19 protein-coding genes are annotated in these 16,561 nt (G+C 67.9%); 15 read left to right on the forward strand and 4 right to left on the reverse strand.

What is annotated here, in order from left to right; translation table 11 throughout:
• Nucleotides 1–8 precede the first annotated feature (8 nt).
• Nucleotides 9–1,319 carry an arsenic transporter gene (locus FIU88_RS11205; protein ID WP_152479300.1) on the forward strand — a complete coding sequence of 437 codons (1,311 nt, stop codon included), beginning with the start codon at nucleotides 9–11 and terminating at the stop codon, nucleotides 1,317–1,319.
• Between the two features lie 335 nt (nucleotides 1,320–1,654).
• Here the strand turns inward: FIU88_RS11205 and FIU88_RS11210 are convergent, their stop codons facing one another.
• Nucleotides 1,655–2,026, reverse strand: a complete 372-nt coding sequence (locus tag FIU88_RS11210; RefSeq protein ID WP_016854280.1) for a helix-turn-helix domain-containing protein — start codon at nucleotides 2,024–2,026, stop codon at nucleotides 1,655–1,657.
• Nucleotides 2,027–2,258: 232 nt separating this feature from the next.
• On the opposite strand from FIU88_RS11210, the gene FIU88_RS11215 reads away from it, so the two are divergent.
• From FIU88_RS11215 to FIU88_RS11235, 5 genes are all read left to right on the forward strand, one after another.
• A complete protein-coding gene (locus tag FIU88_RS11215) occupies nucleotides 2,259–2,846 on the forward strand; it encodes an NAD(P)H-dependent oxidoreductase (RefSeq protein ID WP_152479301.1) in 588 nt (195 codons plus the stop codon).
• A gap of 29 nt (nucleotides 2,847–2,875) precedes the next feature.
• Complete coding sequence (locus FIU88_RS11220) at nucleotides 2,876–3,223, forward strand: cupin domain-containing protein (protein WP_172977712.1); 348 nt, start codon at nucleotides 2,876–2,878, stop codon at nucleotides 3,221–3,223.
• Between the two features lie 26 nt (nucleotides 3,224–3,249).
• A complete protein-coding gene (locus tag FIU88_RS11225; RefSeq protein ID WP_152479303.1) occupies nucleotides 3,250–4,050 on the forward strand; it encodes an SDR family oxidoreductase in 801 nt (266 codons plus the stop codon).
• A gap of 103 nt (nucleotides 4,051–4,153) precedes the next feature.
• Nucleotides 4,154–4,870, forward strand: coding sequence for a glutathione S-transferase family protein (locus FIU88_RS11230; protein WP_152479304.1), 717 nt, complete (start codon nucleotides 4,154–4,156; stop codon nucleotides 4,868–4,870).
• A 245-nt stretch (nucleotides 4,871–5,115) separates the two neighbouring features.
• The gene (locus FIU88_RS11235; protein ID WP_172977713.1) at nucleotides 5,116–6,027 is read left to right on the forward strand and encodes a LysR family transcriptional regulator; all 912 of its coding nucleotides are present in this window, start codon (nucleotides 5,116–5,118) and stop codon (nucleotides 6,025–6,027) included.
• Between the two features lie 53 nt (nucleotides 6,028–6,080).
• Here the strand turns inward: FIU88_RS11235 and FIU88_RS11240 are convergent, their stop codons facing one another.
• Together FIU88_RS11240 and FIU88_RS11245 are read right to left on the reverse strand one after the other, a co-directional pair.
• The gene (locus FIU88_RS11240; RefSeq protein WP_152479306.1) at nucleotides 6,081–6,830 is read right to left on the reverse strand and encodes a 2OG-Fe(II) oxygenase; all 750 of its coding nucleotides are present in this window, start codon (nucleotides 6,828–6,830) and stop codon (nucleotides 6,081–6,083) included.
• 97 nt (nucleotides 6,831–6,927) lie between these two features.
• The gene (locus FIU88_RS11245; RefSeq protein ID WP_152479307.1) at nucleotides 6,928–7,716 is read right to left on the reverse strand and encodes a CmcJ/NvfI family oxidoreductase; all 789 of its coding nucleotides are present in this window, start codon (nucleotides 7,714–7,716) and stop codon (nucleotides 6,928–6,930) included.
• Between the two features lie 136 nt (nucleotides 7,717–7,852).
• Here FIU88_RS11245 and FIU88_RS19200 point away from each other — a divergent pair, with 136 nt between their 5' ends.
• The 4 genes from FIU88_RS19200 to FIU88_RS11260 all read left to right on the forward strand — a co-directional run bounded on the left by FIU88_RS19200 (nucleotide 7,853) and on the right by FIU88_RS11260 (nucleotide 10,408).
• Nucleotides 7,853–8,026, forward strand: a complete 174-nt coding sequence (locus FIU88_RS19200) for a hypothetical protein (protein WP_172977714.1) — start codon at nucleotides 7,853–7,855, stop codon at nucleotides 8,024–8,026.
• Between the two features lie 68 nt (nucleotides 8,027–8,094).
• On the forward strand, nucleotides 8,095–8,742 hold the full coding sequence (locus tag FIU88_RS11250) for a hypothetical protein (RefSeq protein ID WP_152479308.1): 648 nt from the start codon (nucleotides 8,095–8,097) through the stop codon (nucleotides 8,740–8,742).
• Complete coding sequence (locus tag FIU88_RS11255) at nucleotides 8,739–9,482, forward strand: DUF3307 domain-containing protein (RefSeq protein WP_152479309.1); 744 nt, start codon at nucleotides 8,739–8,741, stop codon at nucleotides 9,480–9,482. The genes FIU88_RS11250 and FIU88_RS11255 overlap by 4 nt, the downstream gene beginning before the upstream one ends.
• Nucleotides 9,483–9,493: 11 nt before the next feature.
• Nucleotides 9,494–10,408 (forward strand): N-acetylmuramoyl-L-alanine amidase, encoded by a 915-nt coding sequence (locus tag FIU88_RS11260; protein ID WP_253742526.1) that lies wholly within the window; start codon nucleotides 9,494–9,496, stop codon nucleotides 10,406–10,408.
• Here the strand turns inward: FIU88_RS11260 and FIU88_RS11265 are convergent.
• The gene (locus FIU88_RS11265) at nucleotides 10,315–10,962 is read right to left on the reverse strand and encodes a helix-turn-helix domain-containing protein (protein ID WP_152479310.1); all 648 of its coding nucleotides are present in this window, start codon (nucleotides 10,960–10,962) and stop codon (nucleotides 10,315–10,317) included. The genes FIU88_RS11260 and FIU88_RS11265 overlap by 94 nt on opposite strands.
• Nucleotides 10,963–11,151: 189 nt before the next feature.
• Between FIU88_RS11265 and FIU88_RS11270 the strand changes: the two genes are divergently transcribed.
• From FIU88_RS11270 to FIU88_RS11290, 5 genes are all read left to right on the forward strand, one after another.
• Nucleotides 11,152–12,378, forward strand: coding sequence for a benzoate/H(+) symporter BenE family transporter (locus FIU88_RS11270; RefSeq protein WP_152479311.1), 1,227 nt, complete (start codon nucleotides 11,152–11,154; stop codon nucleotides 12,376–12,378).
• Between the two features lie 104 nt (nucleotides 12,379–12,482).
• Nucleotides 12,483–13,079: a GNAT family N-acetyltransferase gene (locus FIU88_RS11275; RefSeq protein WP_016854294.1), complete on the forward strand. Its 597-nt coding sequence runs from the start codon at nucleotides 12,483–12,485 to the stop codon at nucleotides 13,077–13,079.
• Nucleotides 13,076–13,987, forward strand: a complete 912-nt coding sequence (locus tag FIU88_RS11280; RefSeq protein WP_152479312.1) for a carbon-nitrogen hydrolase family protein — start codon at nucleotides 13,076–13,078, stop codon at nucleotides 13,985–13,987. The genes FIU88_RS11275 and FIU88_RS11280 overlap by 4 nt, the downstream gene beginning before the upstream one ends.
• 161 nt (nucleotides 13,988–14,148) lie before the next feature.
• Nucleotides 14,149–15,861: a proline--tRNA ligase gene (locus FIU88_RS11285; RefSeq protein ID WP_152479313.1), complete on the forward strand. Its 1,713-nt coding sequence runs from the start codon at nucleotides 14,149–14,151 to the stop codon at nucleotides 15,859–15,861.
• A 139-nt stretch (nucleotides 15,862–16,000) separates the two neighbouring features.
• Nucleotides 16,001–16,552 carry a lytic transglycosylase domain-containing protein gene (locus tag FIU88_RS11290; RefSeq protein ID WP_152480219.1) on the forward strand — a complete coding sequence of 184 codons (552 nt, stop codon included), beginning with the start codon at nucleotides 16,001–16,003 and terminating at the stop codon, nucleotides 16,550–16,552.
• Nucleotides 16,553–16,561 lie beyond the last annotated feature (9 nt).

Raw genomic sequence — 16,561 nt, forward strand, 5'->3', positions numbered from 1 at the left:
AGTCCTGCATGCTGGCATTCGCCATCTTCGTGGTCACCCTGGTGCTGGTCATCTGGCAGCCCAGGGGACTCGGTATCGGCTGGAGCGCCCTGGGGGGCGCCGCGGTGGCGCTGGCCACCGGGGTCGTCGACTGGGGCGACGTAGGCACGGTCTGGCACATCGTCTGGGATGCCACCTTCACCTTCGTGGCGCTGATCATCATCTCGCTGATCCTCGACGAGGCCGGCTTCTTCGCCTGGGCCGCCCTGCACATCGCCCGCTGGGGCAACGGCCGAGGGCGGCTGCTGTTTCCGCTGATCGTGATCCTCGGGGCCATGATCGCCGCGGTGTTCGCCAACGACGGCGCCGCCCTGCTGCTGACACCGATCGTCGTCGCCATCCTGACGCGTCTCGACTTCCGCCCCGGGGCCGCCCTGGCCTTCATCATCGCCACCGGCTTCGTCGCCGACTCGACCAGCCTGCCGCTGGTCATCTCCAACCTGGTGAACATCGTCAGCGCCAACTACTTCGATATCGGCTTCTCGCGCTATGCCCAGGTGATGGTGCCGGTCGATCTGGTGTCGCTTCTGGCCACGCTGGCGGTGCTCGGCTGGTACTTCCGCCACGACGTGCCGGGCCGCTACGACGTCGAGCGGCTCGAGGCGCCGGCCTCGGCGATCCGCGACCGCCAGGTCTTCCGCGCCGCCTTCCCGCTGCTCGCCGGGCTGCTGGTCGCGCTGTTCCTGACCACCCGCTGGCAGGTCCCGTTCGCCGCCATCATGGGGGTAGCGGCCCTGGTGCTGATGGCCATCGCCGGACGCTGGTTCACCTCGAGCCACCTGCATGTCATCTCGCTCAGGAAGGTCATCGGCGACGCCCCCTGGCAGATCGTGCTGTTCTCGCTGGGCATGTACCTGGTGGTCTATGGCCTGGGCAATGCCTGGCTGACCGCCGAGGCCGCCTCGGTGCTGGAATGGCTCGGCGGCCAGGGCGCCTTCGTGGCCACCGTGGGGACCGGGTTCGCCTCGGCGCTCCTCGCCTCGCTGATGAACAACATGCCCTCGACCCTGGTGGGGGCGCTGGCCATCGATCAGGCCCAGGTCTCGGCGACGACCCAGCAGCTGATGGTCTATGCCAACATCATCGGCAACGACCTGGGGCCCAAATTCACGCCCATCGGCAGCCTCGCCACCCTGCTCTGGCTGCACGTGCTGGCCGGCAAGGGCTACCGCATCGGCTGGGGGCAGTACATGAAGGTCGGGCTGATCATCACCCCGCCGGTGCTGCTGGCCGCGCTGGTGGCCCTGGCCCTCTGGCTGCCCATGCTGCCGTCGAGCTGACGATAAGGAATCCGCCTCTCGGCCCCGACGGCCGAGAGGCCCCGCCGGTCCCCTTTCATGACGGTGGCCCCCCCCGCCCGCTACCAGGCCCCCTTCGCCAAGGGGGCCGTGGCCTTGTCGAACGATGGTTCCATCACGCCATCGCCTCGGCGACTCGGGAGCGGTTCACCCGCTCCTGGAGCTACAGCACGCCCAGCGCCAGCATCGCCAGGCCACTGCCGGCCAGCGGCGTCATCCCCAGCGCCTGCTGTGCGACCAGCGCGAAGCCACGGGCTCTGATCACGAGGCCTCCTGGAGGTCGCGGCGATCGCCCCGAGATCCTGTACATGGTGCCGTCACTCCGCCACGACATCGGCCGGCAAGGACTCGCTCCATTCGCGCAACTCATCGAGCACCTTGATGGCGGTCTCCCCCAGCGGCGTGATCGCATATTCCACGATCACCGGGGACGTCTCGCGCACGTGGCGGGAGATCAATCCCTTCGCCTCGAGGAAGCGCAGTCGCTCGGTGATCATCTTCTTGCTGGCACCGCCCACCATCCGGGCCAGGTCATTGAACCGCACCGGCCCGTCCTTGATGTGCCACAACAAGGACCCCGTCCACTTGCCACCGAGCACGCGCATGCCCTTCTCGATGGCGCAGGGTTCCATGCAGGGCGCCGCTACCCGGCGCCGGCCTTTCGGATCTTCCGTCACAAACGCATCCAATCGCACACCTCCTGTCGTGTCTGCCCAGCGCCAATCGGGTTCTGGGCCTGAAACCGCTCATCGATTCCCGAGGGCTCCCCGGAAGAGGCCATCCCGGGGCGGGCCCGGTCGGTCCTCCGAAGAACAAGGTTACCAAAAGTATACTAGTTGTTTTTGGTTACCCCTCGCGTCATCTTAACGCCTGCAGAGCTTGTTGATCCACTACTCGTTGCCCGTCGTGGCGGAGGATTTCATGCGTAAGATCTTGATCATCAACGGACATCAGCCCTACCCGTTTGCCAAGGGCACACTGAATGACACTCTGGCTGAGCGTGCCCGCTCATGGCTGGCCGACCAGGGACACGAGGTGCGTGTCAGCCGCATCGCCGAAGGGTATGACGTCGAGGAGGCGATCGCCGATCACCAGTGGGCCGATGTCGTGATCATGCAGTTCCCGATCAACTGGATGATGGTGCCCTGGTCCTTCAAGAAGTACATGGATGAGGTCTATACCGCCGGCATGGACGGCCGCTTCTGCGAGGGCGACGGGCGCACCGCCGAGAAGCCGAAGGAGAACTACGGGCTGGGCGGCACTCTCACCGGCACACAGTACATGCTCAGCGTCACGCTCAACGCCCCGGCCGAGGCCTTCAACGACCCCGACGAACCCTTCTTCGCCGGCAAGTCGCTGGATGACCTGGTCGCCCCCGTGCATCTGAACGCACGCTTCTTCGACATGAGCACCCTGCCGACCTTCGGCGCCTACGACGTGATGAAGAATCCCGACATCGACAGCGACCTCGCCCGCTTCGACGCCCACCTCGAGCGCGTCTTCGGCTGATGCCTCCGTCACACTCAGGAGAATCCCCCATGACAACGCCTCAATGGCCTGACGCTGGGCACCCGGTTCCGCTGGCCGACCAGGCCTCCCCGGAGTTCTACCGCGAGCTCATCAACACCGGTGAGACACGCCTGGTTCACATGACCATGGCCCCCGGCGCCGCCGATGCGCCTCACCGCCATCCCGAAGAGATCGTCTACTTCCTTTCTGCCGGCCGCCTGCGCATCGCGCTGGAAAGTGGCGATGTCGTGGAGCGTGACGTGGTAGCAGGCGACGTCATGCACAACGAGGCCTGGGCCCACCAGGTGACCAACGTTGGCGCGACTTCCGTCGAGGCCATCATTTTCGAACGCCTGGATCGCGACGACCTGGCGTGATCGCACTTATCCCGAGGAGAGAGACGATGAAGACCATTCTGATGACCGGGGCCGGCAGCGGCCTGGCGGAAGGGGCGGCACTGGCACTGGCGCAACAAGGGCACAGGGTGATTGCCACGGTGGAGATCTGGCCCCAGGTGTCGGCCCTGAAGGAGAAGGCGCAGCAGCAGGGCGTTGACCTGGAGGTCGAGAAACTCGACATCACCGATGCTCCGGATCGCGACAGCATCTTTGCGCGCTACGGCGCCGAGGTGGATGTTGTGGTGGCTAATGCGGCGATCGGCGAGACCGGCCCCATCGCCGAAATCCCCGTGTCGCGCGTGCGCAAGGTCTTCGAGACGAACGTCTTCTCGACGCTGGAGTTCGTGCAGCCTTACGCCAAGGCCTTCGCCGACCGCGGCCAGGGCAAGATCGTGCTGGTATCGTCCATCGCCGGGTTCACCACCTTCCCCTACCTCGCGCCCTATGTCGCGTCCAAGCATGCCCTGGAGGCCATTGCCCAGCTCCTGCATGAAGAGCTGGCACCGCTGGGCGTGAAGGTCGCCACCATCAACCCGGGCCCCTTCCGCACCGGCTTCAACGACCGCATGTACGACACCCTCGACCAGTGGTACGACCCGAAGACGCACTTCACCCCCGAGGCGCCGATCCGCGAGACCCAGCAGCTGTTCGCCGGGGACGATCTACAGCTCGACCCCTCCTCCATGATCGATGAGATGGTACGCCTCATCCCGCTGGACGAGCATGCGTTCCGCAACGTGCATCCCGCACGATTCGAGGAGGACGTGAAGCGCTACCAGGAGAGCCTCTGGGACCGTCAGATGTGATCGTCCACAGGCAACAGGCCATGCGCGTCGGGCCCGATGCAAGAGGGTACCGGGCCCGACGCGCACCGCCCTTCATCGCGTCACCCCCATGAGGACGTTCACCATGTCACAGCCGGATATTCACCTGTACACCGCCGCCACCATGAACGGTTACAAGCCGGTCATCTTTCTCGAGGAAGCGGAGGTGCCCTACGAGCTGACCTTCATCGACTTCGGCAAGAAGGAGCAGAAGGCGCCCGACTATCTCAAGCTCAATCCCAACGGGCGCATTCCCACCATCGTCGACCGGGGCAACGACGACTTCGCCGTGTTCGAGAGCGGCGCCATCCTCTGGTACCTGGCCGAGAAGTACGACCGCTTCCTGCCCAGAGAGGCCAAGGCCCGCAGCGAAACGCTGCAGTGGCTGATGTTCCAGATGGGCGGCATCGGCCCGATGATGGGCCAGGCCATGTACTTCCAGCGCATCGCCGCCCCCAACGGCCAGCAGGAACCCTTCTCCATCACGCGTTACGTGGAGGAATCCCGTCGCCTGCTGGAGGTCCTGAACACCCGCCTGGAGGGCCGCGAGTGGCTGGCGGGAGATCAATACACCATCGCCGACATGGCGACCTATCCCTGGGCACGCGCCTACGTCTGGGCCAAGGTGTCGGTCGAGGGTCTCGACCACCTGAAGGCCTGGTTCGAGCGGCTCGATGCGCGCCCCCAGATCCAGAAGGCCTTGACCATCCCGAAGGCACAGCCCGCCTTCTGGGGTGACGCCGACGAAAGCGAGTTCCTCAGGGAGAATGCCGCGCGCTTCGCCACCGATGTCAGGAAGTGAGAGCCCATCACGCAACCTGGGGGCCTAGCCTTGCACGTCAGGATCATCGCAAGGACAGACAGTCCAAATCGCAGCTGGGGCAGTGTCCGGGGCAGTTGAATACGAAACGCCCTCGTGGGCAGGATATCGGCTGAACCAGCCCTGTCTCAGGATGCAGCCCCCGTCCGACACGGGAGCAACGCAAACACCGAGACCGACGTTGTCACGCGGGCTGGACCATTGACGTCGAATAGCGATGGATGGCCATGAAAGAACTGACCCAGCAACTGCGGACCTTGCTCAAGGTCGCCGAACATCAGAGCTTCGCTGCGGCCGCGCGGGAGCTGGATATCGCGTCCTCGACGGCCACACGACATGTCAACCAGCTGGAACGTCACCTGGGCGAGCCCCTGCTGGTTCGTACGACCCGGCATGTGCGTCTATCGCCAGCCGGAGAACATGCCTTGGTGCGCTTTCGCGCCATCCTCGCCGAAGTGGAGCACCTGACCCGCGACCTGGACACCCTGGGAGAGCGCGTCGCCGGGCCGCTCAGAGTGTCCGTGCCCTGGCGCTACTCTCGCCTCTACCTCGCTCCAATGGTGAGCGAGTTCATGCAGCTGTATCCCGAGGTGGCCCTGGAGATCATCAGCAGCGATGACATGGTCGATCTCGTGAAGAACGACTTCGATGTCGCCATTCGCATCGGTCATCTCGACGACTCCAGCCTGATTGCGCGCCGCATTACCGATCAGCGTTTCATGCTGGCGGCAGCCCCCTCCTACCTCGAAGCCAGGCCCCCGATCAGCGAGCCGAACGATCTGGATCAACATCGTTTACTGACGTTCAGCTACAGCGCCAGCAACCATTACTGGCGGCTGACGCAGGGAGGAGTATTACACCGCATCTCGGCGCGATCCGGCGCTCTGCGGACCAATAATGCCGACATCCTCACCCAGGCCGCGCTGGATGGAGCCGGCGTGGTGGTCCAGCCGCTCTGGGCTATCCGTCACGAACTGGCCATGGGTCATCTGGTGCCGGTGCTGGAGGACTATCATGTGACATCGACCGATTTCGATACCGGCATTCATGTCGTCTTCGCCCGAGAGAATCAGAGTAACCCTCGTGTACGCGCCTGGGTCGATTTCTTGATGGCGCGGCGCGAGCGCCTCTCCTGTTGAATGCCTCGCGAGATGCAAGAGGAAGCGCCGCACCAAGGGGCCCTCGGCAAGGATTAGAAAAGAATATCGCTGCGGATGATGTACTTGGCCCCCTCCGTGATCGGTTCGCTGGCATGCACGCAGTGCTGCGGATGAGAGCCATGCGGGAAGCACAGCACCGCGCCCTTGGGGGTCGAGACCGAGACGGTCTGGATGTCATCGCGTGACCGGGCCGGCTTGCCGGGATCGGTGCGGCTGACCAGGAACTCGGTGCGACCGCCGGTGTAGCCATCGCTCAGGAAGATCAGGAAGGTGTAATGGCTCATCAGGCCCGGGTAGGCATCCGTGACGACTTGACCGTCGATGACGCGGCTGCCGGGCCAGGCCCCATCGGTATGCGGCTTGAAGAAGTCGCCCACCTCATAGCGATAGACGCGAAAGCGCGCATTGATACCCTTGGCCTGTTCTCCGTCGATACGCTCGTTGACCAGAGAGGCCACACGCGACCAGATCACCCTGTCGATCGCCTCACTGACGATCCAGTTGACGTTATGGTTGTGACGGACCGAGCGCGGCAGGGAAACGGGAGCGTCCTCCTCGAAGCCCATCTCCTCGACGGCCTGCACGAAGTGGTCGGCTTCCCGGGGGGTCAGTACGTCGAGTAGCTGGAAGGCGCCCGGAACGCCCTCTACTTCCTGGCGGGTGGCGGCAGCCACGTCATCGGTGTCGAAGAAGTCGCCCACCTCGCCGTTGTCACTCCAGATAGGGAGGGGCTTGGGATTGAAGCCGCGTTCGTGACTCACGGCATGGAAAGACAGGCTCATGACAAAAGCTCCTGAGTGACGAGAAACATGTGATGGATGACAGGCGCGCGGCTGAGGTCGCCCGACGTCAGCCGAGGCAGGCGACAGGGCGCGAGTCTCAGTCGGCATAGCGCACCAGCACCCGCGTCTCGAGACTGGTGCGTGTCGGCGCCTCGGGCGCGGTATTCAGCAATTCGGCGGCGGTATGCGCGACGGGCGGCTTGCCGGCGCTATCGAAGGCATTGAAGAGGATGGCCTCATTCGGCCGCATGCGGGAGGCGAAGTACCAGCGGTGAGCGGGATTGTGAACCAGCCCCTGAATCTGACCGCGGCGATCCGGATAGAGAATATCGATGTCGACCCAGTCATCGGGCTGAACGGTAGACACATCCACAAACGCCAGTGGGTCGCGCTCCACGCTATGTTCCACGGGCTGCCACACATTGACGATGCCATAGTGGCCGCGCAGCCATTGCTCGGCCTGTGCCGGTGGCAGAACGTCACGCAGACGCTGAGAGCCGGCATCTGACGAATAGTCGACGTGAACATGCTGGGCCGGCACACGTTCCCCCTCGAAGCCGCGCAGGGTGTGATCGAAGACATGCACGTCGCTTGCCCCCAGCTGTTGCTTGAGCAGTGTCTCTATCGCCGGCGTGTGCTGGCGGTCTCGTGTTTCGGGATCCCGCACATCCACGGCAAGGGACGGCGTCTCCACCAAGACCAGCCCCTGCGTGACGAAATCGGTCGGCACCACGCGAAGATCATGCAGTCTGACCCCACGACGATCGTGCTCCGGCTCGATACGTCGTCCGGTCTCCCCGTTAGGATCCACCTGAATCTGCAAGCCTTCGGGGCGATCGACCTGATAATTGACGTAGGCAAGGCGTGTCGATGTGGCTGTTGACATGAGAATGGAAGCGCTCTCCCTCACGATGAACGATCCGTCGGCAAGTCATTGAAGCAGCACGCTCTTCTTCTCCTTGCCAGTGACGGCCTCACCCCCCGAGGCTAGGGCAGGGCCCAGGCGGGAAAAAGGCGACAAGATGCAATTGGCTATTGCCGATTCGGCAATGGTGTCATCACGCCAGCCGAAGTCGCATGGCGGATCGTCGATCGCCGAGACGCTCGCGCCGGGCGTCGACGTCGCCGCCCGCGGGCAGGGCGAGAAGCCCCGCGACGCGGGCTCCAGCGAGGCGCGGCCCGATATAGCCAAATAAGGCTATTACATTGAAAAATAGCCCTGAGAATCTATCCTGAGGCATGACCGTCGCCCTCGGGAGTCTCCATGGCCACACGTCTCGCCGTCATCACCGGCGACATCATCGATTCGCGCCGCCTCGAGGAGGGCCAGCGCCTCCACCGGGTGCTCGAGACGACCCTGGAGGGCCTCGCCGAGCGCCACGAGGGAGACTATCAGCGCTATCGCGGCGACGGTTTCCAGCTCGCCATCGCCCGGGTCGAGGCGGCACTGGAGGCGGCCGTGGCGCTGCGCGCCGCCCTGATCGCGCGCTCCGAGGCCGGACACCGCTGGGACGCCCGGCTCGCCATCGCGGTGGGGCGTGACGACTGGCGGCCCGGCGAGGCGCTGGCCTCCGCCGACGGCCCGGTCTTCGTCGCCTCCGGCCGCACCCTGGATGCGCTGGACGCATCGGACGCGCACCTCGCCCTGCGGCACACCGACGTCGATGAGGCCCCCTGCGAAGCCTTGCTGATCCGCCACCTCGACGCCCTGCTGGCCGACTGGTCGCCCCGCGCCGCCGAGGCGGTCGGCCTGCGCCTGACCGAGGATCTCACCCAGCAGGCGCTGGCCGAGCGGCTGGGCATTCGTCAGCCCAGCGTCCACAAGCGCCTGCGCGCCGCCCGCTGGCCCCTGCTGGCCGACACCCTGACGCATTTCCGCGCATCGCTCGCCGACGAGGAGGCGACGCCATGACCGCCACGGCCCTGACGACGCTGTTCGCCCTGATCCTCGTCCACCTGGTGGGCGACTTCCTGCTCCAGCCGCGGCGCTGGGTCGAGGCACGCCAGCGCGACAAGGCCCGTGCCGGCGTGCTCTACCTGCATGCCGGGATCCATGGGCTGCTGGCCCTGGCGGTGCTGTTGATCGCCGGCATCGATCCGCTCGCCGCCGTGGCCTGGTCGGTGACCATCGCCGCCAGCCACGCGCTGATCGACCTGGGCAAGGCGCATCTGGACCCGCGGCAGCTGTGCTGGTTCGTGCTCGATCAGGCCCTGCACCTGATCGTGCTGCTGGGCGTCTGGCTGGCCTCGCTGGGCAGCCTGGCGCCTCTGAGCGCGGCGCTCGACTGGCTGAGCCGTCCCGAGGTGATGGCTCACGCTCTCGCCTATCTGCTGGTCACCCGCCCCATGGCCATCGCCATCGCGCTGGCCATGCGCCCCTGGAGCGAGGAGGTCACCGACCCCGGCACCCTGGTCGCCGCCGGGGCTCGCATCGGCATGCTCGAACGGCTGCTGGTGCTGACCCTGGTGCTGCTCGACGAGTTGACCGCGGTGGGCTTTCTGCTCACCGCCAAGTCGGTGCTGCGCTTCGGCGATCTGCGTGCCCGCCGCGACCGCAAGCTCACCGAGTACGTGCTGCTGGGCACCCTGCTCAGCGTCACCGCCACCCTGGCGCTGGGGCTGGCGGTGCGCCAGCTGCCCTGGACGGCCTGAGCATGCGCTCCATGGCACTGCTCTACATGGTGCTCGCCCTGCTGCTGGGCGGCTGCGCCGGCGGCGAACGCCCCGTCGGGCCCGGCGGCGTGGTGATCGACGACAGCCATTCGTCCAGCGCCCACTCCAGCCGGGTGCGCTTTCTGGTGCTGCACTACACCGACGAGGACGAGGCGACCTCGCTGGAGATTCTCAGCGGGCCCCGCGTCAGCGCCCACTACCTGGTGCCGCGCCGGCCCGGCCGGGAGCGCGGCGCGCCACGGGTCTATCGCCTGGTCGACGAGTCGCGCCGCGCCTGGCACGCCGGCGCCAGCGCCTGGGCGGACCGCACCCATCTCAACGACAGCTCTCTGGGCATCGAACTGGTCAACGCCGGGCCGGATCGCCCGTCCATCGAGGCCGCCTCGACGGTGGCCTGGGCGCCCTTCCCCGACGAGCAGATCACGGCGCTGATCGCCCTGCTCAGGGACCTGATCGCGCGCCACGACATCGCCCCCACCGACCTGCTCGGCCACGCCGAGATCGCGCCCACACGCAAGATCGATCCGGGACCGGCCTTCCCCTGGCGGCGCCTGTATGCGGCCGGCATCGGCACCTGGCCGCTGGAAGCCGACCTGGCCCGCTACCGTCGCCTGTTCGCCGCGGGCCCACCGCCGCTCGCCGTCCTGCAGCGGGCGCTGGCGGCCTGGGGCTACGCGGTCACGCCGAGCGGCGAACTCGATAGTGCGACCCGAGGCGCGCTGCGCGCCTTCCAGATGCGCTATCGGCCCGCCGACTATCGCGGCCGGCCGGACGCCGACACCGCCGCTCGGCTGTGGGCGCTGCTCGCCCGCTACCGGCCCGAGGCGCTGGCCGATCCGGCGCTCGCCTCGCCGCTCTCGCCGTCCGCGGCGACGCCCGGGAAGCCACCCGCGCCGCGGGGATAGTGGATGACGTCGTGGAAGCGCGCCGGCCGCTCGGCCGGGTTGCGATAGGCGTGGGGCCGGTCGGCGGCGAAGCGCAGTCCCTCGCCCGCCGCCAGACGCCGCCAGGCGCCGTCCACCCGCACCTCCAGCTCGCCCTCGACCACCACCAGGTGCTCGATCACGCCCGGCGCGTGGGGCGCCGACTCGCTGACCGCGCCCGCGGCCAGGGTGCCCACCAAGAGCTCGAAGCCGAGCGCGGGGTCGAAGGGAAACAGCGGCACGGCCGACATCCCGGCGGCATCGCCCTCGGAGGCCGGCGCAGCCTGAGGCGCGGCACCGGCCAGTCCCGCATCCGGGGCAACGGCCTCGGGTTCGAACAGGCTCGAGAACGGCACGCGAAAGCCGCTGGCGATCTTCCACAGCGTCGCCACCGTGGGGCTCGATTCGCCGCGCTCGATCTGGCCCAGCATGGCCTTGCTGACCCCGGTCTCCCGGGCGGTGCGATCGAGGCTCCAGGCCTCGGCGCGGCGCAGCGCCCTGAGCCGTTCGGCAATATGCTGCGAGATCTCCTGCATCGGCCTCTCCCGGTCGCGTTCAGACGGTTCCGATAGATCGTTCGGATAGCCGATAGATCGTTCGGATAGATGGAAAGGCGCCATTGTAGCGCGGCCGCCGTGGCCTGCCTGCCCGTTTGTGCGTTTTAGCGCACGGTGCTAGGGTGGCGCCATCGTGCGCTATAACGCACAGCCACCCGGAGCCCTCCCATGCCCATGCCCAGCCGGCCAACGCCGAGTCCCGCCAGCGCCGAGCGTCCCTCACTGTGGCGCGACGGCAGCCTGTCGACCCTCACCGCCGGCTTCATCGCCGTGCTGATCGGCTATTCCAGCTCGGCGGCGATCATCGTTCGGGCCGCCGAGGCGGCCGGCGCCAGCCAGGCCGAGATCGGCTCCTGGCTGTGGGCGCTGGGCATCGGCTCCGGCGTCACCACGCTGATCTTCTCGCTGCGCTACCGCATGCCGCTGCTCACCGCCTGGTCGACCCCGGGCGCGGCGCTGCTCGCCACCAGCCTGCCGGGGCTGCCCATGAGCGAGGCGATCGGTGCCTTCCTGTTCTCGTCGCTGCTGATCACCCTGTGCGGCGTGACCGGGCTGTTCGAGCGCCTGATGCACCGCCTGCCGCAGGCGCTGGCCTCGGCCATGCTGGCCGGCGTGCTGCTGCGCTTCGGACTCGACCTGGTGATGACCGTGGAGCATCGGCTGGTGCTGCCGCTGGCGATGGGGCTGACCTATCTGGTGGCCAAGCGGCTGTGGCCGCGCTATGCCATCCCGCTGGTGCTGGCCGTGGGGGGCCTGGTGGCCCAGGCCCAGGGCCTGCTGGATCTCGGCGCCATTACCCCGGCGCTGGCGGTGCCGGCCTATACGGCACCGAGCTTCGACCTCGGCACGCTGATCGGCGTCGGCATCCCGCTGTTCGTGGTCACCATGGCCTCCCAGAACCTGCCCGGCGTGGCCGCCCTGCGCGCCGCCGGCTACCGGCCGCCGATCTCGCCGCTGGTCGGCGGCACCGGGCTGACTGGCCTCGTGCTCGCGCCCTTCGGCGGCTTCGCCCTCAATCTGGCGGCGATCAGCGCCGCGGTCTGCCAGGGCCCGGAGGCCCATCACGACCCACAGCGACGCTACGCCGCCGGGGTCGCGGCGGGCGGTTTCTACCTGCTGCTGGGGCTGTTCGGCGCTACCGTGAGCTCGCTGTTCGCCGCCCTGCCCGGCGAACTGGTGGTCGCCATCGCCGGTCTGGCACTGCTGCCGACCCTCGGTGCCTCGCTGGCCGACGCCCTGGGCGATGCCCGCCAGCGAGACGCCGCCCTGCTCACCTTCCTGGTCACCGCCTCGGGCATCGCGCCGGGCGGCATCGGGGCGGCCTTCTGGGGGCTCGTGGCCGGGCTGGTGGCACTGGCCATCGGCCGCTGGCGCGCCACCGGAAAAGACGACTGAGCCATGTCGCCCTGGGCACTGCTGGCGTCGCCTCGGTGCCGCACCATGGCGATGGGGGCTGCTAGGCTGCCGCGATCCAATAACAACTTCCCTGGAGCATGCCCATGGCGATCCCGACTCTCTCCATCTGCCGGGGGCGCGACATCACCCCACACCTGCCGGCCCTGGCCCAGCTGCGCATCCGGGTCTTCCGTGACTACCCCTATCTCTACGACGGCAACGAGGCCTACGAGGCCAGCTACCTCGAGCGCTACGCCGCCAATCCGGAAAGCTTCTTCGTGTTGGCCTTCGACGGCGACACCCTGGTCGGCGCGGCCACCGGCCAGCCGCTGGACGACGAGGTCGACGACTTCCGTGCCCCCTTCGAGGCCGCCGGCTACCGCCCCGAAGGCGTCTTCTACTATGGAGAATCGGTGCTGCTGCCCGAATACCGCGGCCGCGGCATCGGCAAGGCCTTCATGGAGGCCCGCGAGAGCCACGCCGAAAGCGAGGGCTTCGGCCATGCGGCCTTCTGCGCCGTGGAACGCCCGGTCGACCATCCGCTCAAGCCCGACGACTACCGGCCACTGCACGACTTCTGGAACGCCTGGGGCTATCGCCGCACGCCGTCGCTCTCGACCACCTTCGCCTGGAAGGACATCGATGCCGACGAGGAGACCGCCAAGCCGATGATCTTCTGGCTCAAGGCCCTGGACTCATGAGCGAGAAACACCCGCCGACGGTGACCGTGGCGACCGCCCAGTACCCCATCGAGGCGTTCGCCGACTTCGCCGACTTCCAGGCCAAGGCGGCGCGCTGGGTGCATGACGCCGCCCGCCGCGGCGCCGAGCTGCTGGTGTTTCCCGAGTACGGCGCCATGGAGCTGGCCTCGCTGCTGCCCGAGGCCGAGCAGGGCGACCTGGCGGCCCAGCTGCACGGTCTGCAGCCCTGGCGCGATGCCTTCGTCGAGACCTGGCGCGGGCTTGCCCGCGAGCATGGCGTGACCCTGCTCGCTCCCTCCCTGCCCTGGCGGCTCGACGACGGACGCTTCGTCAATCGCGCCTGGCTGTGCGGCCCGGACGGTGATCCGGGCCATCAGGACAAACAGGTGATGACGCGCTTCGAGAACGACGAATGGGGCGTCGAGGCCGGCCACGGCCTCAGGGTCTTCGACACCCCGGCCGGGCGGCTGGGCGTGCTGATCTGCTACGACAGCGAGTTCCCGCTGCTGGCCCGGGCGCTGGTGGATGCCGGCGCCGAGCTGCTGCTGGTACCGAGCTGCACCGACACCGAGGCCGGCTTCCAGCGCGTGCGGCTCAGCGCCCAGGCCCGCGCCATCGAGCAGCAGGTGGCGATCGTGCACTCGCCCACGGTGGGCGAGGCGCTGTGGTCGCCGGCGGTGGACATCAACATCGGCCGGGCCGGCGTCTACACGCCCTGCGACCACGGCTTCCCGCCCGACGGCGTGCTGACCCAGGCCCGGGACGCCACGCCGGGCTGGCAGCTGGCCCGCCTCGATCTGGCCGCGATCCGCGCCCTGCGCGACCACGGCCAGGTCAACAACCACGCCGACTGGTCCCACCAAAACGCCTGCCTGGCCGCGGGCGTCGCCCGGGTGTCTTGCACCTAGCGTCTCACCCGCCCGCCTTCGCCCGAAGGCATAGCCACGCCGACGCCGCGTGCCCTTTTGCCGCCACTCGCGCTTGGTCGTACAATGCCGTTCAATTCGGGCCGCTCATATCCGGTCGGCCCACCCCCTCTATACGACGCTTTCGAGGATATCCGCGACCCATGCGCGCCAGCCAACTGTTGATCTCCACCCTCAAGGAAACGCCCGCCGATGCCGAAGTGATCAGCCATCAGCTGATGCTGCGCGCGGGGATGATCCGCCGCCTGACCTCGGGGCTCTATACCTGGCTGCCGCTGGGCCTTCGCACCCTGCGCAAGGTCGAGCGCATCGTCCGCGAGGAGATGGATCGCGCCGGCGGCCAGGAAGTGCTGATGCCGGCCGTGCAGCCCGCCGAGCTGTGGCAGGAATCCGGCCGCTGGGACCAGTACGGCCCCGAGCTTTTGCGCCTCAAGGACCGCCACGAGCGTGACTACTGCGTCGGGCCGACCCACGAGGAAGTCATCACCGACCTGGTGCGCCGCGAGATCGCCAGCTACAAGCAGCTGCCGTCTAACTTCTATCAGATCCAGACCAAGTTCCGCGACGAGATCCGCCCGCGCTTCGGCGTGATGCGCTCCCGCGAGTTCGTGATGAAGGACGCCTACTCCTTCCACATCGACGAAGCCTCGCTGATGGACACCTATCAGGTGATGTACGACACCTACGTGCGCATCTTCACCCGCCTGGGGCTCGACTTCCGCCCGGTGATCGCCGACAACGGCTCCATCGGCGGCACCGGCTCCCACGAGTTCCACGTGCTGGCCGACTCCGGCGAGGACGACATCGTGTTCTCCACCGAGTCCGACTACGCCGCCAACATGGAGAAGGCCGAGGCGATGGCGCCCCAGGGCGAGCGCGACGCCCCGCGCGAGGAGCTGCGCCTGGTCGACACGCCGGATGCCAAGACCATCGCCGCGCTGGTCGAGCAGCACGGCCTGCCGATCGAGAAGACCATCAAGACGCTGATGGTGCACGCCACCGAGGGCGGCCTGATCGCGCTGCTGGTGCGCGGCGATCATGAGCTCAACGAGGTCAAGGCCGAGAACCTGCCCGAGGTGGCGAGCCCGCTGACCATGGGCACCGAGGAAGAGATCCGCGCGGCGGCCGGCGCCGGCCCCGGCTCGCTGGGCCCGGTGAACCTCGAGATGCCGGTCGTGATCGACCGCAGCGTGGCGATGATGAGCGACTTCGGCGCCGGCGCCAACGTCGACGGCAAGCACTACTTCGGCATCAACTGGGAGCGCGACCTGCCGCTGCCCAAGGTCGCCGACCTGCGCAACGTGGTCGAGGGCGATCCTTCGCCTGACGGCCGGGGCACGCTGTCGATCAAGCGCGGCATCGAGGTCGGCCACGTCTTCCAGCTGGGCCAGAAGTACAGCGAAGCGATGAATGCCACCGTGCTGGACGCCAACGGCAAGGCCGCGCACCCCTGGATGGGCTGCTATGGTATCGGGGTGAGCCGGGTCGTGGCCGCCGCCATCGAGCAGAACCATGACGACGGGGGCATCATCTGGCCGGACGCCATCGCGCCCTTCCACGTCACCGTGGTGCCGATGAACGCCCACAAGTCACAGCGCGTGCGCGAGGAGAGCGAGCGTCTCTATCAGGAGCTCAGCGCCGCCGGCTTCGACGTGCTGCTCGACGATCGCGACCTGCGCCCCGGCGTGCGTTTCGCCGACCAGGAACTGATGGGCATTCCCCATCGCCTGGTGGTCGGCGACCGCGGACTGGACAAGGGTGAACTGGAGTACAAGGGACGCCGTGACAGCGATGCCACCATGGTCCCCGCCGGGGACATCCTCGCCTTCCTGCACGAGAAGATCGACGCCCGCTAAGCGGCGGCCGACGGCCGCCCTGGCGGCGGCCGCCTCCCTGCTGCTGGCGTCGCCGCTCGCCGCCCAGCCCCTCGACGGCCAGGCGGGCAGCGACTTCCTCGATGCCCTCTCCGTGCGCCCGGTCCCGGACCGGGCGCCGGTGGTTAGGGCCCTGCCGCCGCTCCCCACCACGCTGCGCCCGACCCTGGACGGCGCCCGGCGGACGCCGCGCTCGCCCGCCGAGGTGTGGGCGGCCCGTCAGTGGATCAACGACATGGCACCGCGCCTGGCGCGCTACGTGCCCGATGCCGATCGTCGCCAGACGCTACTGACCCGCATCCATCAGGAGGCGAGCCTGGCCGGCCTCCCGCCGGCGCTGGTGCTGTCCGTCATTCAGGTGGAGAGCGCCTTCCGCGCCGAGGCGGTGTCATCGGCCGGCGCCGTGGGGCTGATGCAGATCATGCCGTTCTGGATCCGCGAGCTCGGCCTGCCCGCCGACGACCTCAAGGATCCCATCCGCAACCTGCGCTATGGCTGCACGATACTGGCCCACTACCTGGCGGTGGAAGACGGCGACCTGACCCGCGCCCTGGCCCGCTACAACGGCAGCCTGGGCAAGACCTGGTACCCCGAGCGGGTGATGCGCGCCCTGTCCCGACGCTGGACGCCCGCGGCCCCCGGCCTGCCCGAGCGCCTGACCGCCGACCGCTGAGCGTCCCCC

It is taken from the genome of Halomonas sp. THAF12 (assembly GCF_009363675.1).
Taxonomy (GTDB): domain Bacteria; phylum Pseudomonadota; class Gammaproteobacteria; order Pseudomonadales; family Halomonadaceae; genus Halomonas; species Halomonas smyrnensis.

What these genes read in the sequence shown, in the direction of transcription:
- FIU88_RS11215 (WP_152479301.1), top strand. Translation starts at nt 2,259, where the DNA reads ATGCGTAAGATCTTGATCATCAACGGACATCAGCCCTACCCGTTTGCC.
- FIU88_RS11285 (WP_152479313.1), top strand. Translation starts at nt 14,149, where the DNA reads ATGCGCGCCAGCCAACTGTTGATCTCCACCCTCAAGGAAACGCCCGCC.
- FIU88_RS11240 (WP_152479306.1), bottom strand. Translation starts at nt 6,830, where the DNA reads ATGAGCCTGTCTTTCCATGCCGTGAGTCACGAACGCGGCTTCAATCCC.
- FIU88_RS11235 (WP_172977713.1), top strand. Translation starts at nt 5,116, where the DNA reads ATGAAAGAACTGACCCAGCAACTGCGGACCTTGCTCAAGGTCGCCGAA.
- FIU88_RS11270 (WP_152479311.1), top strand. Translation starts at nt 11,152, where the DNA reads ATGCCCATGCCCAGCCGGCCAACGCCGAGTCCCGCCAGCGCCGAGCGT.
- FIU88_RS11260 (WP_253742526.1), top strand. Translation starts at nt 9,494, where the DNA reads ATGGCACTGCTCTACATGGTGCTCGCCCTGCTGCTGGGCGGCTGCGCC.
- FIU88_RS11225 (WP_152479303.1), top strand. Translation starts at nt 3,250, where the DNA reads ATGAAGACCATTCTGATGACCGGGGCCGGCAGCGGCCTGGCGGAAGGG.
- FIU88_RS11250 (WP_152479308.1), top strand. Translation starts at nt 8,095, where the DNA reads ATGGCCACACGTCTCGCCGTCATCACCGGCGACATCATCGATTCGCGC.
- FIU88_RS11265 (WP_152479310.1), bottom strand. Translation starts at nt 10,962, where the DNA reads ATGCAGGAGATCTCGCAGCATATTGCCGAACGGCTCAGGGCGCTGCGC.
- FIU88_RS11245 (WP_152479307.1), bottom strand. Translation starts at nt 7,716, where the DNA reads ATGTCAACAGCCACATCGACACGCCTTGCCTACGTCAATTATCAGGTC.
- FIU88_RS11280 (WP_152479312.1), top strand. Translation starts at nt 13,076, where the DNA reads ATGAGCGAGAAACACCCGCCGACGGTGACCGTGGCGACCGCCCAGTAC.
- FIU88_RS11275 (WP_016854294.1), top strand. Translation starts at nt 12,483, where the DNA reads ATGGCGATCCCGACTCTCTCCATCTGCCGGGGGCGCGACATCACCCCA.
- FIU88_RS11220 (WP_172977712.1), top strand. Translation starts at nt 2,876, where the DNA reads ATGACAACGCCTCAATGGCCTGACGCTGGGCACCCGGTTCCGCTGGCC.
- FIU88_RS11205 (WP_152479300.1), top strand. Translation starts at nt 9, where the DNA reads ATGCTGGCATTCGCCATCTTCGTGGTCACCCTGGTGCTGGTCATCTGG.
- FIU88_RS19200 (WP_172977714.1), top strand. Translation starts at nt 7,853, where the DNA reads ATGCAATTGGCTATTGCCGATTCGGCAATGGTGTCATCACGCCAGCCG.
- FIU88_RS11230 (WP_152479304.1), top strand. Translation starts at nt 4,154, where the DNA reads ATGTCACAGCCGGATATTCACCTGTACACCGCCGCCACCATGAACGGT.
- FIU88_RS11255 (WP_152479309.1), top strand. Translation starts at nt 8,739, where the DNA reads ATGACCGCCACGGCCCTGACGACGCTGTTCGCCCTGATCCTCGTCCAC.